Below are 14,316 nucleotides of genomic sequence, written 5' to 3' on the forward strand. Positions count from 1 at the left end.
CCTTGTGCCGCATCCCCTGTGTAGGGGGATGCAGTCTCAGGATGGATTGAACGAGACGACGCTAGGCTGCGCGCCTTTTCCGACGTCCAAGTGCGGCAAGGCCACCAAGACCCGCGACAAGAAGCAGACCGCCGGCGGGCAGGGGAATGACAGCAATATCATAGGAAATACTGAACTCTAATGACGCGTTCACACCTTGGGGCGCCTGCTGTGCTTGCGTTGGAGAAAACAGGAAAGAGAGTAACCCGTCACTGATCAGCGGCAAGAGGTCGGCCAACGCAATCGTGGCTGTCTCTGTGACCCCAGGTGCCACGAGGATCGAGCCGGTCGGCGTTTCGAAGAACCGGCCCAGATTGAACCCGTCGGCAAATACATCCAAAAACTCATTCGAGCCGTTGAAATCCCCAACAACGGTAAGACTGACCGTCGCATCGCTTGACGCATCGGGCGTTGCCGCAAATGCAATCGTGAGGTCTTCAAGATCAGCACTCGGGTTAGTTGCGTCGGGCCACGTCGCCACTGTTGTCGAAAAGTTGAATGTTGTCGCCATCGCTCCGGTTGATAGTCCGCAGGACAGGATAAGGGCGGTGAATAAATATTTGAGTTTCATGGTGCTCAGTTCCCCGTGAAAAAAGGCGACCTGGTGGCAACGCCCGAAAATGATGACATTTGATCAATGACGGGGACTTTAGCCTAATTCATTGCAGTTTGTCGCCTCTGCAAAACGAATTTGGATTTCTCGGCTGATTTCTTCCGGTCCAATCGCAAAAGAGCGGTTGGCGGTTTTTGCCCAGGCGCATGCCAGAAAACTGCGCCCAAACCCTCGACGTCACAACGGCACAACGGCCGATGCTCACCTTTACAAAAGATTAAGAAAATCCCCATAATCATTATTCATCAGCAGCTTAACCCACCTGCTCAAGCTTGAGCAGCCCTGAGCGCTAACAATAAAGGGCGGCTCCAAGGCAACCCCCTTCCAGTCCAGATTGACACCGATTTCCAGGCAGTTGATCACGTCCGGATATCGGCCCCATCATCGGCGCGGGCATCAGGCGGATAGAAGCCCCGCCAAAAGCGGGTGCGGGAAGCTGCGCCGCAGGGTGATCGCGAAGAAGCTTTCCTGAATGTCGAGCGTGAAGGGCGCGGTCGCCAGCAAGCCCGATGAAAGTTCATCGCGCAACACCACCGCAGGGGCGACGGCCACACCCACCCCTTCGCGGGCCAGAAGACGCACCATCGCCATGTCATCGACATCCGCGATGATCGTGGGCATCACCCCATATTGCGCCGAAAGGGCGGTGAACCCGGCGCGAATGGTGGGGTCCGTCGGGATGATGAACGGCTCTGCCGCCAAAAGCTGTTGCAGTGTCGCGTGGGTCAGCCGTTCGGGGGTGCCATGCAGGCCAACGGCTTGCGCATCGAGGCGATGGGCGATCAAGTCGGCCCCCACGGCCTGCCTTGGGGGTTCCGTGGACAGCACGACATCCAGCGACATCGCCTTGAGGCTATCCAGCAGCACCGCGTCGGGGCCGGAACTCAGCACGATCGGAGCCGCCGCCTGCAAGGCCGGCCGCAAGAACTGCAACTGGAAGTTGCGCGACAGGGTCGAGGCCGCGCCCACCCGAAACGGCGGGACAACGCTGCCCGCCCCGCTAAGCGTCGTCAGAAGCTCTTGCCCCGTCTCAAAGATCCGGTCCGCGTGATCCAGCGCGATGCGCCCCACCTCGGTCAACTCCAACCGACGCCCGATCCGCTCGAACAACGGATGGCCAAGGCGGTCTTCCAACGCACGGATCTGCACAGACAGTGCAGATTGCGCCACGTTCAGCTTCTCGGCGGCGCGGGTCAGGTTGCCCTCGTGGGCGACCTCTCGGAAATGCCGCAGGTGGTGATAGTTCAGATGCATCATGTTCTTATTAATAGAACACCTCCATGCAAAAGATATATTTTTATGAGCAATGCCGCCTCGCTACATGGGTCCGCAACAGCCCTGGAAGGACACGTGATGGACCTTGCCGTCGACATTCTCATGACCATGATCGAACAGATCCAAAAGCCGACCCTCGCGTTCCTGATCGGCGGTATGGTCCTGGCGGCCTTCAACTCGAAATTCGAAATCCCCGATCCGGTCTACAAGTTCATTGTTGTCCTTCTGCTGCTGAAGGTGGGCCTTAGCGCCGGGATTTCCGTACGCGAGGCCAATTTGATCGAACTGGCCGTGCCCGCCCTTGGTGCCGCGTTTCTGGGGATTGCCATCGTCCTGCTGGGGTCGCGGACCATCGCGAAGCTGCGCGGTGTCTCGCATATGGACGGGATGGCCACGGCAGGTCTGTTCGGCGCGGTTTCGGCCTCCACCCTCGCGGCGGGCATGGCGATGCTGGACGAGGAAGGCATGGCCTACGAGGGGTTCATCGGCGCGCTTTATCCCTTCATGGACATCGCCGCCCTTGTGACCGCCATTGTTCTGGCGCGGCTGGCCGCTGACCGCAAACTTGCCGCGACGGTCAACGCGGGTGGCACAGCCACCATGGGCGGCGGCGGCAGTGGACCCGGCTTCGACGGCCAGATGGTCAAGACCATTCTGGTGGACACCTTCCGCAGCCCCGCCATCTCGGCGCTGGTGCTTGGCCTTGCCCTTGGCATCTTCACCCGGCCCGAAAGCGTTTTCGAAAGCTTCTACGAGCCGCTGTTTCGCGGGCTGCTGTCGATCCTGATGCTGGTGATGGGGATGGAAGCGTGGTCGCGGCTTTCGGAACTCAGGAAAGTGGCCCACGCCTATATCCTCTATGGCTTGACGGCACCGCTGGTGCACGGGGCCCTAGGCTTCGGGGTCGGGCTTGTGATCCATGCAACCACGGGATTCTCTGCGGGCGGCGTGGTGCTACTATCAGTCATGGCGGCGTCCAGTTCCGACATCTCAGGGCCACCCACCATGCGCGGTGCGCTGCCCGAGGCGAACCCCTCGGCCTATCTCGGGGCGTCCACCGGCCTGGGCACCCCCGTGGCAATCCTGTCGATCCCGCTGTGGATCGTGCTGGCCAACACATTCATCGGCTCTTGAAGGAGGCGCACCCATGTATGATGCAACCAAACTGGTCCTGATCACCGAACGCAGCATCCTGGACGGCGTCACCGCGCTGATCGAAGCGGGCGGCGCCACCGGCTTCACCCACACCGACGCAGGCGGCAAAGGCAGCCGTGGCAAGCGCAGTGCGAACCGGCCCGGCATCGGCGGCGTGATGTCTAACGTCAAGATCGAGGCCATCGTCAGCGACCGGGCGCAGGCCGAAGCGATCATCACCGCCGTCGCCGATCGCTACTTCGCCCATTACTCGGGCATCGCCTATATCGAACCGGTGGAAATCCTGCGCCCGCACAAGTTCGCGGTATAGCGCCTTCCGCCCTCGGGTCCCAAAAACAGAAAGAGCGCCCGGCATCTCTGCACGGGCGCTCTGACGTATTGGAAGTTCGCGGCGTTTAGCGGCGAATGCCCAGACGCTTGATCAGGTCCTGGTAGCGGGCCTCATCCTTGGCGCGGGTGTAGTCGAGAAGTTTCCGGCGCTGCGCAACCATCATCAACAAACCACGACGGGAGTGGTTGTCTTTCTTGTGGCTCTTGAAGTGCTCGGTCAGGGTCGAGATGCGGCTGGTGAGAATGGCAACCTGAACTTCAGGGGAGCCGGTATCGCCTTCTTTGGTGGCGAATTCCTTCATCAGACGTGCTTTTTCTTCTGGCGTAATCGACATCGGGGTCTCCTTGCGGATTAAAGGGTTATGGCGCAGGCCGGGATGTCGTCCAGCAAGGCCCATGGAGGGTCCGCACAGGCTTGCGCCTGATGCAGATGCGGGCAGCTACACCGAATCGCGCCGTGAGGGAACCCCCCGCAGTCAGGGGCGCCCTGTGCCCCTCGGGATACGTTAACCATTCATGAAGATTTATTACGAATTTGGTTGAAATCTTTGGTAGCAAGGGGGCGGGGCTTTAGCTTTCGATAAGGCCTTGTCCGTAGAAAAGGATCATCAGGTGATCTCCCCTGCGCAAGGCCGCAACTTCAAGCGACCTTCCGCAAGATCATCCGGTTGTTGCCAGAAGGCATGGGCCAGGCTCGCTGCAGTGTTGCGGCCGCCTGTACGTCGAATGCCCGCAACTCAATTGCCCGCTGTCAACTTGTAGACCGGAAAACCCGAGGGATCCGCCATGATCGTCGCCGGAAGTGTACTTGCTCTGCTCCTGATGGGGTTGGCTGTCGATGGGTTTGTGAACCCAGCCGATGAAGAAGCCGATGACACCTCGCCCGATATCGGGAACGACGGCGACATGTCGGACGAATCCGGTGACGGCGATGGACTGATAGATCTTCTGTCGGCCAATGATCCACCTGCTGATGCCTCTGACCCGGCGCTTTCGTACACGCCCCTCGACGCGATCGATCCCGATGACGATCCGTTGTACCTGGAAGCGCTCGACATCGAAGGCGAGGACGCCGAAGAAACCGGGGCCGACAGCGCTTGGGAAGATGCCGAAGCCGCTGCCTCCCCCGTCGATTTCCTTGAAATCAACACCTTCACGACGGTCGAAAGCGGCGAGGACGTCGCCTATGTCGATGGCTTCGATCCGGCCACCGATACCCTCGTTCTGGAATTCGATGGCGTGGACGCCGACAGCCCCGAAATCGCTGTCGAATACGACCCCGCAGAAGACGCCAACATCGTCTTCGCCAATGGCCTGCCCGTCACAATGGTGGAAGGGGCCGAGGGCATGACCCCAGACCACGTCCGCATTGTCATGGGCGGCAATGAAAGCGATCTGGAGCCGCAGGAGCAACCGGATGCCGCCAAGACGGCCGACCTGGAACGCGGGGGCGACCTGACCGGGCCGCTGACCCAGACCCTTGCGCAGGAAGCAGAGGCCGCCGATGCCGAGGGGCCTGCGACGTCCCCCACCTCTAACACGCCGACCGATGCGCACGATGCCAACACATCCGAACCCCTCACGCAGATCACCAACCTGACGCCCCTGCTGCCCGATGATATTACCATCGACGCGCTGTTGGATCAGGTGACAGGCACGCTCACCGATATTGGCGGTGCCGAGGAAATGCTGGATGCCCGCGCGGGCATCGATGATGCCTTCGGCACCGGCGGCGATGATGCGCTGACCGGGTCGCTCAACGACGAGATGATCACCGGCGGGGACGGTCAGGATGCCCTCTTCGGGGATGAAGGCGATGACACGCTGATGGCAGGCGCCGGCAATGACGAAATGCATGGCGATACCGGTAATGACGACCTGCAGGGCAACGCGGGCGTTGACTTCCTCGATGGTGGCGAGGGGCATGACACCCTTGACGGCGGCGGTGATCGTGACCTGCTGTTCGGCGGCGATGGCGATGATGTGCTCTACGGCGGCGCGGCCGATGACTTCCTGCAAGGCGGCATGGGCGCGGACATGCTCAACGGCGGCTCTGGCGATGACACACTGGACGGCGTCTTTGGCGATGGGGCGACCGACATGGATGATGCTGATGTGCTCTGGGGGGGCGACGGCGATGATCATCTGATCATCGGGCAAGGCGACACCGCCCATGGCGGCGCGGGCGCGGATACCTTCATCACCGGGTCCTACGTCGAGAACGCCGAGGTCGCAGGCCACGTGACGGACTTCAACCCGACCGAGGATCGCATCGAGGTCATCTTCGATCCCCAGGAAAGCCCCGATCCCACGCTGGAAGTGCTCGACTTTGCCGATGGCAGCGGCGCCGACATCATCCTGAACGGCGAGGTGATCCTCAGCGTCGCCGGGGCGCAGGGCCTCGACCCGAACATGATCGACCTGCGCGCCATGGCCTGAGCGCCCCGCACTTCAGGCCGCGAAATGCGCCAGCACGGCCACCAGTACCGGTTCGGGCACCTCTTCCATCATGAAGTGGCCCGAGCCGTCGATTTCCTGTCCTGTCACCATCGCGGTCCAGTCACGCCAGACCCCCAGTGGATCTCCGGTGCGCGCTGGGAAACCACCGGCGGCCCAGAGAAACAGCAGCGGTGCGTCGATCTTCAGCCCCGCCGCGCGGCTTTCCGCGTCGATGCGACGGTCAATGGTGGCGCCGGCCCGATAGTCGTTGCACATGGCCGCGACACGCAAAGGGTCCGCGCCCTGGGCCCGGTAGCTCTCCAACGCCGCCGCGCCAAAGGCGCCGAGGCCCGGAGCCTTCGACCAGGCCTCCAGTGTCCAATCGATATACCCCGGGCCATCTGCCAGGATCATCCGCTCTGGCAAGGGCGCAGGCTGCGCAAGGAAGGTCCAATGATATGCCGCAAGGGCAAGTTCCGCGTCCCATGCAGCCCAGAAATCCCCAGTCGGTACAATCTCGATGATCCCCAACCGCTTCACGCGGTCCGGGTGATCCAGTGCCAAACGATAGGCCACTCTGGCACCCCGGTCGTGCCCCAGCACATGGGCGCGCGTCAGCCCCAGCGCGTCCAGCACCCCGACGATATCAAGCGCCATCTCACGCTTGGCGTAAGCCGCAACCCCCTCGGGCGCGTCACTGTCGCCATAGCCCCGAAGATCCGGCACGATCACGTCAAACCGCTCGGCCAGACGCGGCGCGATCTTCTCCCAACACCGGTGATTCTGCGGAAACCCATGCAGTAGAACAAGCGGCTCGCCCGCGCCGGCGCGGTGCACGCTCAATTCGATCCCGTTGGTCGCGATGCGCGACGCCTCAAACCCCTCGATCGCCATGGCCTATGCCTCCCAAACTTGCGGCTGCACCGCATAACCGATGTACAATGGATGCTTCGGATGCCCCGCCTTCGATAGCCCCAAATGCAGTAATTCCCGCCCGGTGCCGCGCAACAAGGCCTCCACCGCAGGCCCCCGGCCCAGATGCTCCCCATGGGTGCCCCAGGCGCAAATAACTCGATCACCCCACGCCAACCCGTCCAATATCGCGGCGTCATTGCCGGGCCCCACCGGGTCCTCCGCCCGCCGCATGTCGCGCGGATCGGTCGCGCGGTAGGCAAAGATGTTGAGCACCCGAAACGCGCCAAACCCCAGCGCGCGTGCGCGCCTCTCGCAGCGCTCTACCGTGGGGTCATTCTGGACCTCGGTCGCGGTCGAGGGGTTCAGCATGATGAATAGCGCCCTGTCTCCGCCGGTATCCCAGACCCGGGTCAACGCATAGCGATACCGCTCACAATCAGAATACACCGCCACAGACGCCGCATCCCCCTTCAAATGCTCCCGCTCGATCATGGCGCCCTCCCATCTTTGTTCTTCAAATATGCAAACCCAATGCTGCCACCGCCGCAAACAGTGCCAATTGGGCGCCGGGCCGTCACACGACGGGGTGGGCGGGCGGGCGGCGTGTGACGGCCCGTCCCGCCCTCACAAATTGAACACACGCTCCGGATGCAGCTCACCGGCGCGATACCGCCCTACGGCCACCGGCATCCCGTTCAGGGACGCCCAGGCCAAATCGCCGTATTCCACCTCTCCCGGCAGCACGCCCCCGGGGTTTCCGTTTCGCAACCGCGCAGCCCCTGCGTCGGTTGCGCGCAACTCGGGCAGCGCGTGCAGCGCCATGCCGACAGGTTGCAACAGCGCGTCCAACTCTTCCGTTCGCGCCAACTCTTCCACGCGGTCCAACCGGACGTAGTCCTCGATATCGAACGGCCCGACCCAGGTCCGTCGCAGCCACAGCACATGGCCCAGGCAGCCCAAGGCCTCCCCCAGGTCCCGCGCGATCGACCGTACATACCCACCCGATCCGCAGACGAACTCCAGATCGACATGATCCGCATCGGGGCGGCCGATCAGTGACAGGCTTTCCACGTACAAATCCCGGGCCGCCAATTCCATCTCTCCGCCGCCGCGCGCGATGTCATAGGCACGTTCACCGTCCACCTTCACCGCCGAAAACTGAGGGGGCACCTGCTGGATATCGCCCACGAAGGCGGGCAAGGCGGCCTTGATCTCCGCATCGGAAGGGCGCAGGTCCGAGGTTGCGATCACCTCCCCCTCCGCATCATCCGTTTTCGTGGAAATCCCCAGCCGCACTCGGAACTCATAGGCCTTCAGGTCGTCGCCCATATAAGCGATCGTCTTCGTGGCCTCGCCCAAGGCGATGGGCAACATCCCCGTGGCGTCCGGGTCCAGTGTGCCTGCATGGCCCGCTTTTTTGGCATCAAAGCACCAGCGCACCTTGTTGACCACAGCGGTGGAGGTCAGCCCGGCGGGCTTGTCCACCAGCACCCAGCCCGAAATGTCGCGGCCTTTTTTTCTACGTGCCATCCCTGGTCCCCCGTCTCAAATCAGACCGGCGGAGCTACCCGTCGCCTTGACCCCCGTCAACCGTCTCGTCAACGGTCCGGTCAACCAGGTCATCAACGACGACACCCAGAATTGGCCCGATGGGAAACCCAAGGTCCGAGCGGCCGATTTCAGGCGCATGCAGACGCGAGACACGGCCATCGAAGTACAACGCGTTGGGCGTTTGCAGGTAATCACGGAAGAACCGCGCGAAATGGTGGAAGTTGACCGCCTGGTCCGAGATCACCATCCACATCCGGTCGCCTGACGCGTTCACGCCAACTCCGTTGCGGATGTTGTAGCTGTCGCTGTCGGGCAGGAAGCGGGGGTGCAATGCGCCGTCGATCACCAGCATCGGCCCCGACTGCGTGGCATGGCGGCAGGACGGCGGGCTTTCTTCGAACGTGCGGCTTTCGATCACCGACGCCGCGCCCTCGTCCAGGCACAGCACGCCATTGGGCAGCAGGCCGAAATTGCCCGGCCCATCCGAGGTGATGATCCGCATCTCCTGCTCTCCGTCCTCGACGTAGAGCCCCACCGGAGAGCGGTCTTCGTGAAACATGCCCGCATTCATCGCGATGGCGAGGCGCGCGCCCTCGGGCAACACGCTATCCACACGGCCGAAGGTGCCCAGAACGGTTCCGGCCTCATCGCGCAGGAAAAGGCGGACATCGGCCTCTGCCATCTCGACTTCGCAGGCGGTGAACTCGGCGCCGTCAAACAGCACCGTTTCACACTGGGCGCCGCTGATGGTCGGGGCGAAGAGGAAGGTCAACAGGGCGATCGCGCGGATCATGCAGAGCCCTCCTCATCCCCAGTCTCGTCTTCGTCGCGGACAAGTTCCACGTCGCGGCGCACTTCGGCGCGCGACAGCATCTCGCGGGTGGCATCCATCTGGTCAAACGTCTGGTCGATCACGAAGCGCAAATCCGGCAGGTATTTCAGCGTCAGGTCCTTGCCCAGAAGCCGACGCAGCTCGAACTTGTTGCGCTTGAGCGCTTCGATCGCCTCTTCCTTGCCCGCGCCGCCCAGGGGCATCACGTAGACCGTTGCGATCTTCAGATCCGATGAGGTGCGCACCTCGCCTACCGTGATCGACATCGCATTCAGGACCGGGTCATGGACCTCGCCCCGCGCCAATACCGTCGACAACGTGCGACGGATCAATTCGCCGACCCGAAGCTGTCGCTGCGACTTGCTTGGACCGTTCTGGTTCTTACTGCGTGCCATGGCTCGAATTCCCCTTACCCCAGAGGTAGGCCATGAGGGCACTTCCTGCAAGCTGGCGCTTTCTTGTCTCGCAAGGTTCCGTTACGACCGTTTGTGACGTTGATGGAGGCGAAAATGGACACGATAGGCATAGCTGTGATGGGGGCGTCGGGCCGCATGGGCCGGATGTTGATCGAGACGGTAAACGCATCGGACCGTGCGCATCTGGTGGCTGTCACGGAACGCCCCGGTCACGATTGGGTAGGGTCTGACCTTGGCGAAGCCCTCGGCGGCGCGGCATCCGGCGTGCCCGTGGTGGATGACCCGCTGGAGGCGATCGTGAAGGCGCAAGCGGTGATCGATTTCACCTCGCCCGAGGCCACGGTCGCTCACGCGAAATTGACTGCGCAGGCCCGCGCGGTTCATGTGATCGGCACGACCGGCATGAGTGACGCGGACATCGCGGCGCTGGATGCCTGCGCCCGGCACGCCTGCATCGTAAGGGCGGGCAACATGAGCCTCGGCGTGAATTTGCTGGTGCGGCTGACGCAACAGGTCGCCGCCGCGCTGGACGAAGATTTCGATATCGAGGTGGTGGAAGCGCACCATCGCCACAAGGTCGATGCGCCGTCCGGGACGGCCCTCATGCTGGGGGAAGCTGCCGCCCATGGGCGCGGCGTGGCGTTGGCTGATGTGAAAGACAGCGGCCGCGACGGGATAACGGGGGAGCGTCGCCGCGGCGACATCGGCTTTTCGGCGATCCGGGGCGGAGACGTTGTGGGAGAGCACGACGTGATCTTCGCCGCCGATGGCGAGCGGATCGTCCTGCGGCACCTTGCGACAGACAGGGCGATTTTTTCACGCGGCGCGCTGAAGGCCGCGCTTTGGGGTCAAGGCCGGGCGCCGGGGCACTACTCGATGATGTCGGTCCTGGGGCTGGCTTGATCGCGGGAACCAGTGGGCTAACCTTTTTGCGTCCCTGAACAGGAAAGCTGATCATGCCCCTTCGCATCGCGTCTTTCTCCGCGCCCCTCCTCGCGTCGCTCCTCGCAGCGGCTCCCGCTTTTGCGGACCTTGCCCGGATCACCGATCGGGCCGCTTTCGCCGGCCTTGTCCAGGGCCGCGAACTCAGCCGCCTTGGTGTCAGCCTGCGCGTCGCCCTCGACGGGTCGATCACCGGCCGCGCTTTGGGGCGCGACGTCACGGGAACGTGGACGTGGGAAGGCGGCATGTTCTGCCGCACGCTTGACGCGGGCGATCGTCTGTTTGCCCGCAATTGCCAGGTGGTCAGTGTCGATGGCAACAGCATCCGTTTCCACGCCGATCAGGGCACCGGCGACATCGCGGATTTCCGTATCCGCTGACCCGAGGCGCTGGATCCGGGCGCCCAAAACTCTTGCAAGAGTTTTTCCCCACTCCCTTGCAAGGGAGTGATCAGATCCTTGCAAGGATCTGGCCCGGCGTCACCGGCAGCACCTAGAAATCGACGGCGATGCCCTTGCGTTCCCAATCGCCATATCGCACCGGTTCGGGGCCGTCACGCCCCCCCAACTCGGTCGGCATAGGGGCCGCTTTCGCCTTCTTACGGCGCTCTTCCGCCTCGGCCAAGGCGCGCTCGGCCTCTGGGGGCAGGTCTTTGGGGGTGCTCATGGGACGGCCTCCGGCTTGTGTGTCACGCCCACCTGATATACGCGCCGAAGCTCTCGGAACAAGGATCTTGCCCCATGAAAGCGCGCCCCGCCGCCCTTATCCTGCTCAACGCGGTCCTGCGGGAGCGTCAGATCCTGGGTCAGGTCGATTTGCCTGCCGAAGGGGCCGAGGCCGCCCGCGCCAACCGCTTGGCGCTGACCGTGCTGCGCAACCTGGGCGCCGTGGACGCGGTGATCAAACCCTACACGACCCGCAAACCCCAGATCGGGGTGCACAACCTTCTGCGCCTTGGCACGGTAGAGTTGCTGGTGAACGGCCAGGACGCCCATGGCGTCGTCAGTGACATTGTGGGTATCGCCAAGACCCAGCCCCACACCCGCAAGGCATCTGGCATGGTGAATGCGATCCTGCGCAAGATTGCCGTGGAGGGGGCGGAGGCCTTCGCCAAGGCCCCGCCGCAGCGTCTGCCGCCCTGGCTGGACAAGGCCCTGCGCAAACGGATCGGGGCCGAGGGGATCAAGGCGATCGAGCTTGCTCAGTCGAAGGCCCCACCGATCGACCTGACCCCGCGTGATGCGGATTTCACGCTGGAGGGCGCGGACGTGCTGCCCACCGGGTCGCTGCGCCTGCGCAACCACCCGCAGATCAGCGCCCTGCCCGGCTTTGCCGAGGGTAAGTTCTGGGTTCAGGACGCCGCTGCCGCCTTGCCGGTAAAGCTTCTGGGCGATGTGCGTGGCAAACGTGTGCTGGACCTCTGCGCGGCGCCCGGCGGCAAGACGATGCAACTGGCCGCCGCCGGGGCCGATGTCACCGCGCTGGATATTTCCGGCCCGCGCCTGCGCCGCGTCAGCGAGAACCTCGCGCGCACTGGCCTGACAGCGACCCTTGTGACCGGGGATGCCTTCCAGCACACAGGCCCTGAAGACGTGGGCCCTTACGACGCCATCCTGCTGGACGCGCCCTGTTCGGCCACCGGAACCATCCGCCGCCACCCAGATTTGCCTTTCGTCAAGGACGGTTCGGAGGTCGAGCCGCTGACCAAGCTGCAAATGCAGCTGATCGACCACGCGCTGACGCTGCTCAAGCCCGGCGGGACGCTGGTCTATTGCACCTGTTCGCTGCTGCCTGTGGAGGGCGAGTTCCAGGTCACTGCCGCGCTCAAACGGCATGACGGCCTCAGCGTCATCGCAACCGACCCCACAGCCCTCGGCGGGGACACCGACTGGGCCAGCCCCGAGGGCGGCTTGCGCCTTTGGCCATCTACCTGGGCGGATGTCGGCGGGATGGACGGCTTCTATATGGCCGCTCTGCGCCGCGCGTGATATCCCCCCGCTGACCCCGCCAAGAAGCAGCCGCACCCCATGTCCGAGCCGATTCCCCCGTCCCCCGCAAGGCCGCGCCCGCGCACCCGCGCGCGTGCCCGGTTAAGCCGCCGATGGGCCGCGTGGCTTGCCGGGTGGGGCCCCCGAATGCAAGGCTTCCTGTGGCAGCCCGAACCCCGCTTTCCCGGATCAGCCGTGCGCGGACGGCAGTTGATGGCCGGCAACTTTCGCCTTGGCGGCACGTTGGTCGAGGCCGAGGGCCTCAGCCCCTGGGATATCACGCCGCCCAATGACGACTTCGAAGCCGCCTTGCACGGCTTCGCGTGGCTCGACGATCTGGCCGCCCTTCCGAACGGCGAGGGCCGCGCCACGGCGCAGCTGTGGCTGGCCCAGTGGGTCGCCCGCTATGGCAAAGGCATGGGGCCGGGCTGGAGCGCGGATCTGACCGGGCGCCGACAAATCCGCTGGATCACCCATGCGCTGTTCCTGATCAACGGCCAACGCCCGCCTGAAACCAGACTGTTCCACCATGCCCTGTCACGGCAGACCAATTTCCTGGTCAAACGCTGGCGGCGCGCCACGCCCGGCCTGCCTCGGTTCGAGGCCCTGACCGGCTTGATCTATGCGACCTGTGCCCTCATCGGGATGGAGGCGAGGCTGGATCCGGCGCTCAAAGGCCTCGCGCAGGAATGCGCCACGCAGATCGATGCCCAAGGCGGCATCGTGACCCGAAACCCCGAGGAACTGCTGGAGGTCTTCGTGCTGCTCACCTGGATCGCTCAGATCATGGCCGAGACGGGCAAGCAGGCCGACCCGGCCGTGGACACCGCGATCCTGCGCATCGCCCCGACCCTGCGGGCGCTCCGCCACGCCGATGGCAGCCTTGTGCGTGCCCATGGCGGCGGACGCAGCGCGCCGGGGCGTTTGATCGGGGCATTGGTGCAATCGGGGGTGCGGCCCTCGCGGATCAAGGGGCTGGCGATGGGCTATGCGCGCATGGCCTCGGGGCGCGTGACGGTGATCACCGACGCCGCGCCACCGATGATCGGGCCGGGATCGACGAATGCCCATGCGGGGACGCTGTCGTTCGAGATGGCCTCGGCCAATCACCCGCTGATCGTCAACGCGGGATCTGGCGCCGCGTTTGGCCCCGCGTGGCGCAGGGCCGGGCGCGCGACGGTCAGCCATTCCACCGTTTCGCTGGAGGGGTATTCCTCATCCCGTTTCGCCCAGAAAGGCGCCGACGTGCCGCCGGAGCGGCAGGGGTTTGACGAAGGCCCCAGCGACGTGTCGGTTCAAGTCTCGGAAATCACCGGCGGCGAAGGGCTGATCCTGTCCCACGACGGCTGGCGGCGCACCCATGGCCTTGTGCACCTGCGATCGCTTACGTTGGAGGACAACGGCAACCTTTTGCGCGGTGAAGATGGTCTTGCGGCGCTGGATGGCAACGACCGGGACCGCTTTACCCGGGTCAACCGCAACCTCCCCTCGGACGTCGGGCTGCGCTTTGCGGCGCGGTTCCACCTGCACCCCGATGTGGTGGTGGAGGTCGACATGGGCGGCGCCGCGATTTCGCTGACGTTGCCGACCGAGGAAGTCTGGGTCTTCCGCCACGGCGGCGAAGCGACGCTGGAGGTCATGCCCTCGGTTTATTTCGACGCCACCCGCCTGAAGCCCCGCGCGACAAAACAGATCGTTTTAACGTCTCGCGTCAGGGGGTATGGAGCGGCTGTCAGCTGGTCCATCGCGCGCCCCTCTGCGCTGTTGCCCGCGCCCGATCTGTCCTTGTAAGCCACCGGGGACGCACCTGAAGGAAGTTCC

At 64.0% G+C, this 14,316-nt stretch carries 16 protein-coding genes; 7 read left to right on the top strand and 9 right to left on the bottom strand.

Annotated elements, in window-relative coordinates; genetic code table 11:
- Window positions 1-61: 61 nt before the first annotated feature.
- Window positions 62-610, bottom strand: a complete 549-nt coding sequence (locus KUL25_RS14485; RefSeq protein ID WP_257893574.1) for a VPLPA-CTERM sorting domain-containing protein — start codon at window positions 608-610, stop codon at window positions 62-64.
- A 438-nt stretch (window positions 611-1,048) separates the two neighbouring features.
- Window positions 1,049-1,909, bottom strand: a complete 861-nt coding sequence (locus KUL25_RS14490; RefSeq protein WP_257893575.1) for a LysR family transcriptional regulator — start codon at window positions 1,907-1,909, stop codon at window positions 1,049-1,051.
- A gap of 42 nt (window positions 1,910-1,951) precedes the next feature.
- Here KUL25_RS14490 and KUL25_RS14495 point away from each other — a divergent pair, with 42 nt between their 5' ends.
- Together KUL25_RS14495 and KUL25_RS14500 are read left to right on the top strand one after the other, a co-directional pair.
- Window positions 1,952-3,061: a sodium-dependent bicarbonate transport family permease gene (locus KUL25_RS14495; RefSeq protein ID WP_257893576.1), complete on the top strand. Its 1,110-nt coding sequence runs from the start codon at window positions 1,952-1,954 to the stop codon at window positions 3,059-3,061.
- A gap of 13 nt (window positions 3,062-3,074) precedes the next feature.
- Window positions 3,075-3,392, top strand: coding sequence for a DUF3240 family protein (locus KUL25_RS14500; protein ID WP_257893577.1), 318 nt, complete (start codon window positions 3,075-3,077; stop codon window positions 3,390-3,392).
- 85 nt (window positions 3,393-3,477) lie between these two features.
- Here KUL25_RS14500 and rpsO read toward each other — a convergent pair whose 3' ends face one another.
- Window positions 3,478-3,747 (bottom strand): 30S ribosomal protein S15, encoded by a 270-nt coding sequence (gene rpsO, locus KUL25_RS14505; RefSeq protein ID WP_068360923.1) that lies wholly within the window; start codon window positions 3,745-3,747, stop codon window positions 3,478-3,480.
- A 487-nt stretch (window positions 3,748-4,234) separates the two neighbouring features.
- On the opposite strand from rpsO, the gene KUL25_RS14510 reads away from it, so the two are divergent.
- A complete protein-coding gene (locus KUL25_RS14510; protein ID WP_257893578.1) occupies window positions 4,235-5,851 on the top strand; it encodes a calcium-binding protein in 1,617 nt (538 codons plus the stop codon).
- A 12-nt stretch (window positions 5,852-5,863) separates the two neighbouring features.
- Here the strand turns inward: KUL25_RS14510 and KUL25_RS14515 are convergent, their stop codons facing one another.
- The 5 genes from KUL25_RS14515 to rbfA form a co-directional block, all read right to left on the bottom strand.
- Entirely contained in the window at window positions 5,864-6,745 is an 882-nt protein-coding gene (locus KUL25_RS14515) for an alpha/beta fold hydrolase (protein WP_257893579.1), read from the bottom strand.
- 3 nt (window positions 6,746-6,748) lie between these two features.
- On the bottom strand, window positions 6,749-7,258 hold the full coding sequence (locus tag KUL25_RS14520; protein WP_257893580.1) for a DUF1643 domain-containing protein: 510 nt from the start codon (window positions 7,256-7,258) through the stop codon (window positions 6,749-6,751).
- Window positions 7,259-7,390: 132 nt separating this feature from the next.
- On the bottom strand, window positions 7,391-8,296 hold the full coding sequence (gene truB, locus KUL25_RS14525) for a tRNA pseudouridine(55) synthase TruB (RefSeq protein ID WP_257893581.1): 906 nt from the start codon (window positions 8,294-8,296) through the stop codon (window positions 7,391-7,393).
- A gap of 34 nt (window positions 8,297-8,330) precedes the next feature.
- On the bottom strand, window positions 8,331-9,110 hold the full coding sequence (locus KUL25_RS14530; RefSeq protein ID WP_257893582.1) for a phosphodiester glycosidase family protein: 780 nt from the start codon (window positions 9,108-9,110) through the stop codon (window positions 8,331-8,333).
- Window positions 9,107-9,544 (bottom strand): 30S ribosome-binding factor RbfA, encoded by a 438-nt coding sequence (gene rbfA, locus KUL25_RS14535; protein WP_257893583.1) that lies wholly within the window; start codon window positions 9,542-9,544, stop codon window positions 9,107-9,109. Before rbfA ends, KUL25_RS14530 begins: the two co-directional genes overlap by 4 nt.
- Before the next feature lie 114 nt (window positions 9,545-9,658).
- On the opposite strand from rbfA, the gene dapB reads away from it, so the two are divergent.
- Both dapB and KUL25_RS14545 read left to right on the top strand, forming a co-directional pair.
- Window positions 9,659-10,468 carry a 4-hydroxy-tetrahydrodipicolinate reductase gene (gene dapB / locus KUL25_RS14540; protein ID WP_257893584.1) on the top strand — a complete coding sequence of 270 codons (810 nt, stop codon included), beginning with the start codon at window positions 9,659-9,661 and terminating at the stop codon, window positions 10,466-10,468.
- A 53-nt stretch (window positions 10,469-10,521) separates the two neighbouring features.
- A complete protein-coding gene (locus KUL25_RS14545; RefSeq protein ID WP_257893585.1) occupies window positions 10,522-10,887 on the top strand; it encodes a dihydrodipicolinate reductase in 366 nt (121 codons plus the stop codon).
- Between the two features lie 112 nt (window positions 10,888-10,999).
- Here the strand turns inward: KUL25_RS14545 and KUL25_RS14550 are convergent, their stop codons facing one another.
- Window positions 11,000-11,173 (bottom strand): DUF1674 domain-containing protein, encoded by a 174-nt coding sequence (locus KUL25_RS14550; RefSeq protein ID WP_257893586.1) that lies wholly within the window; start codon window positions 11,171-11,173, stop codon window positions 11,000-11,002.
- A gap of 74 nt (window positions 11,174-11,247) precedes the next feature.
- On the opposite strand from KUL25_RS14550, the gene KUL25_RS14555 reads away from it, so the two are divergent.
- A complete protein-coding gene (locus tag KUL25_RS14555; protein WP_257893587.1) occupies window positions 11,248-12,495 on the top strand; it encodes an RsmB/NOP family class I SAM-dependent RNA methyltransferase in 1,248 nt (415 codons plus the stop codon).
- A gap of 147 nt (window positions 12,496-12,642) precedes the next feature.
- Entirely contained in the window at window positions 12,643-14,286 is a 1,644-nt protein-coding gene (locus KUL25_RS14560; protein ID WP_257893588.1) for a heparinase II/III family protein, read from the top strand.
- The last annotated feature ends 30 nt before the right edge of the window (window positions 14,287-14,316 follow it).

The organism is Gymnodinialimonas phycosphaerae, from assembly GCF_019195455.1.
In the GTDB taxonomy this organism is placed as follows: domain Bacteria; phylum Pseudomonadota; class Alphaproteobacteria; order Rhodobacterales; family Rhodobacteraceae; genus Gymnodinialimonas; species Gymnodinialimonas phycosphaerae.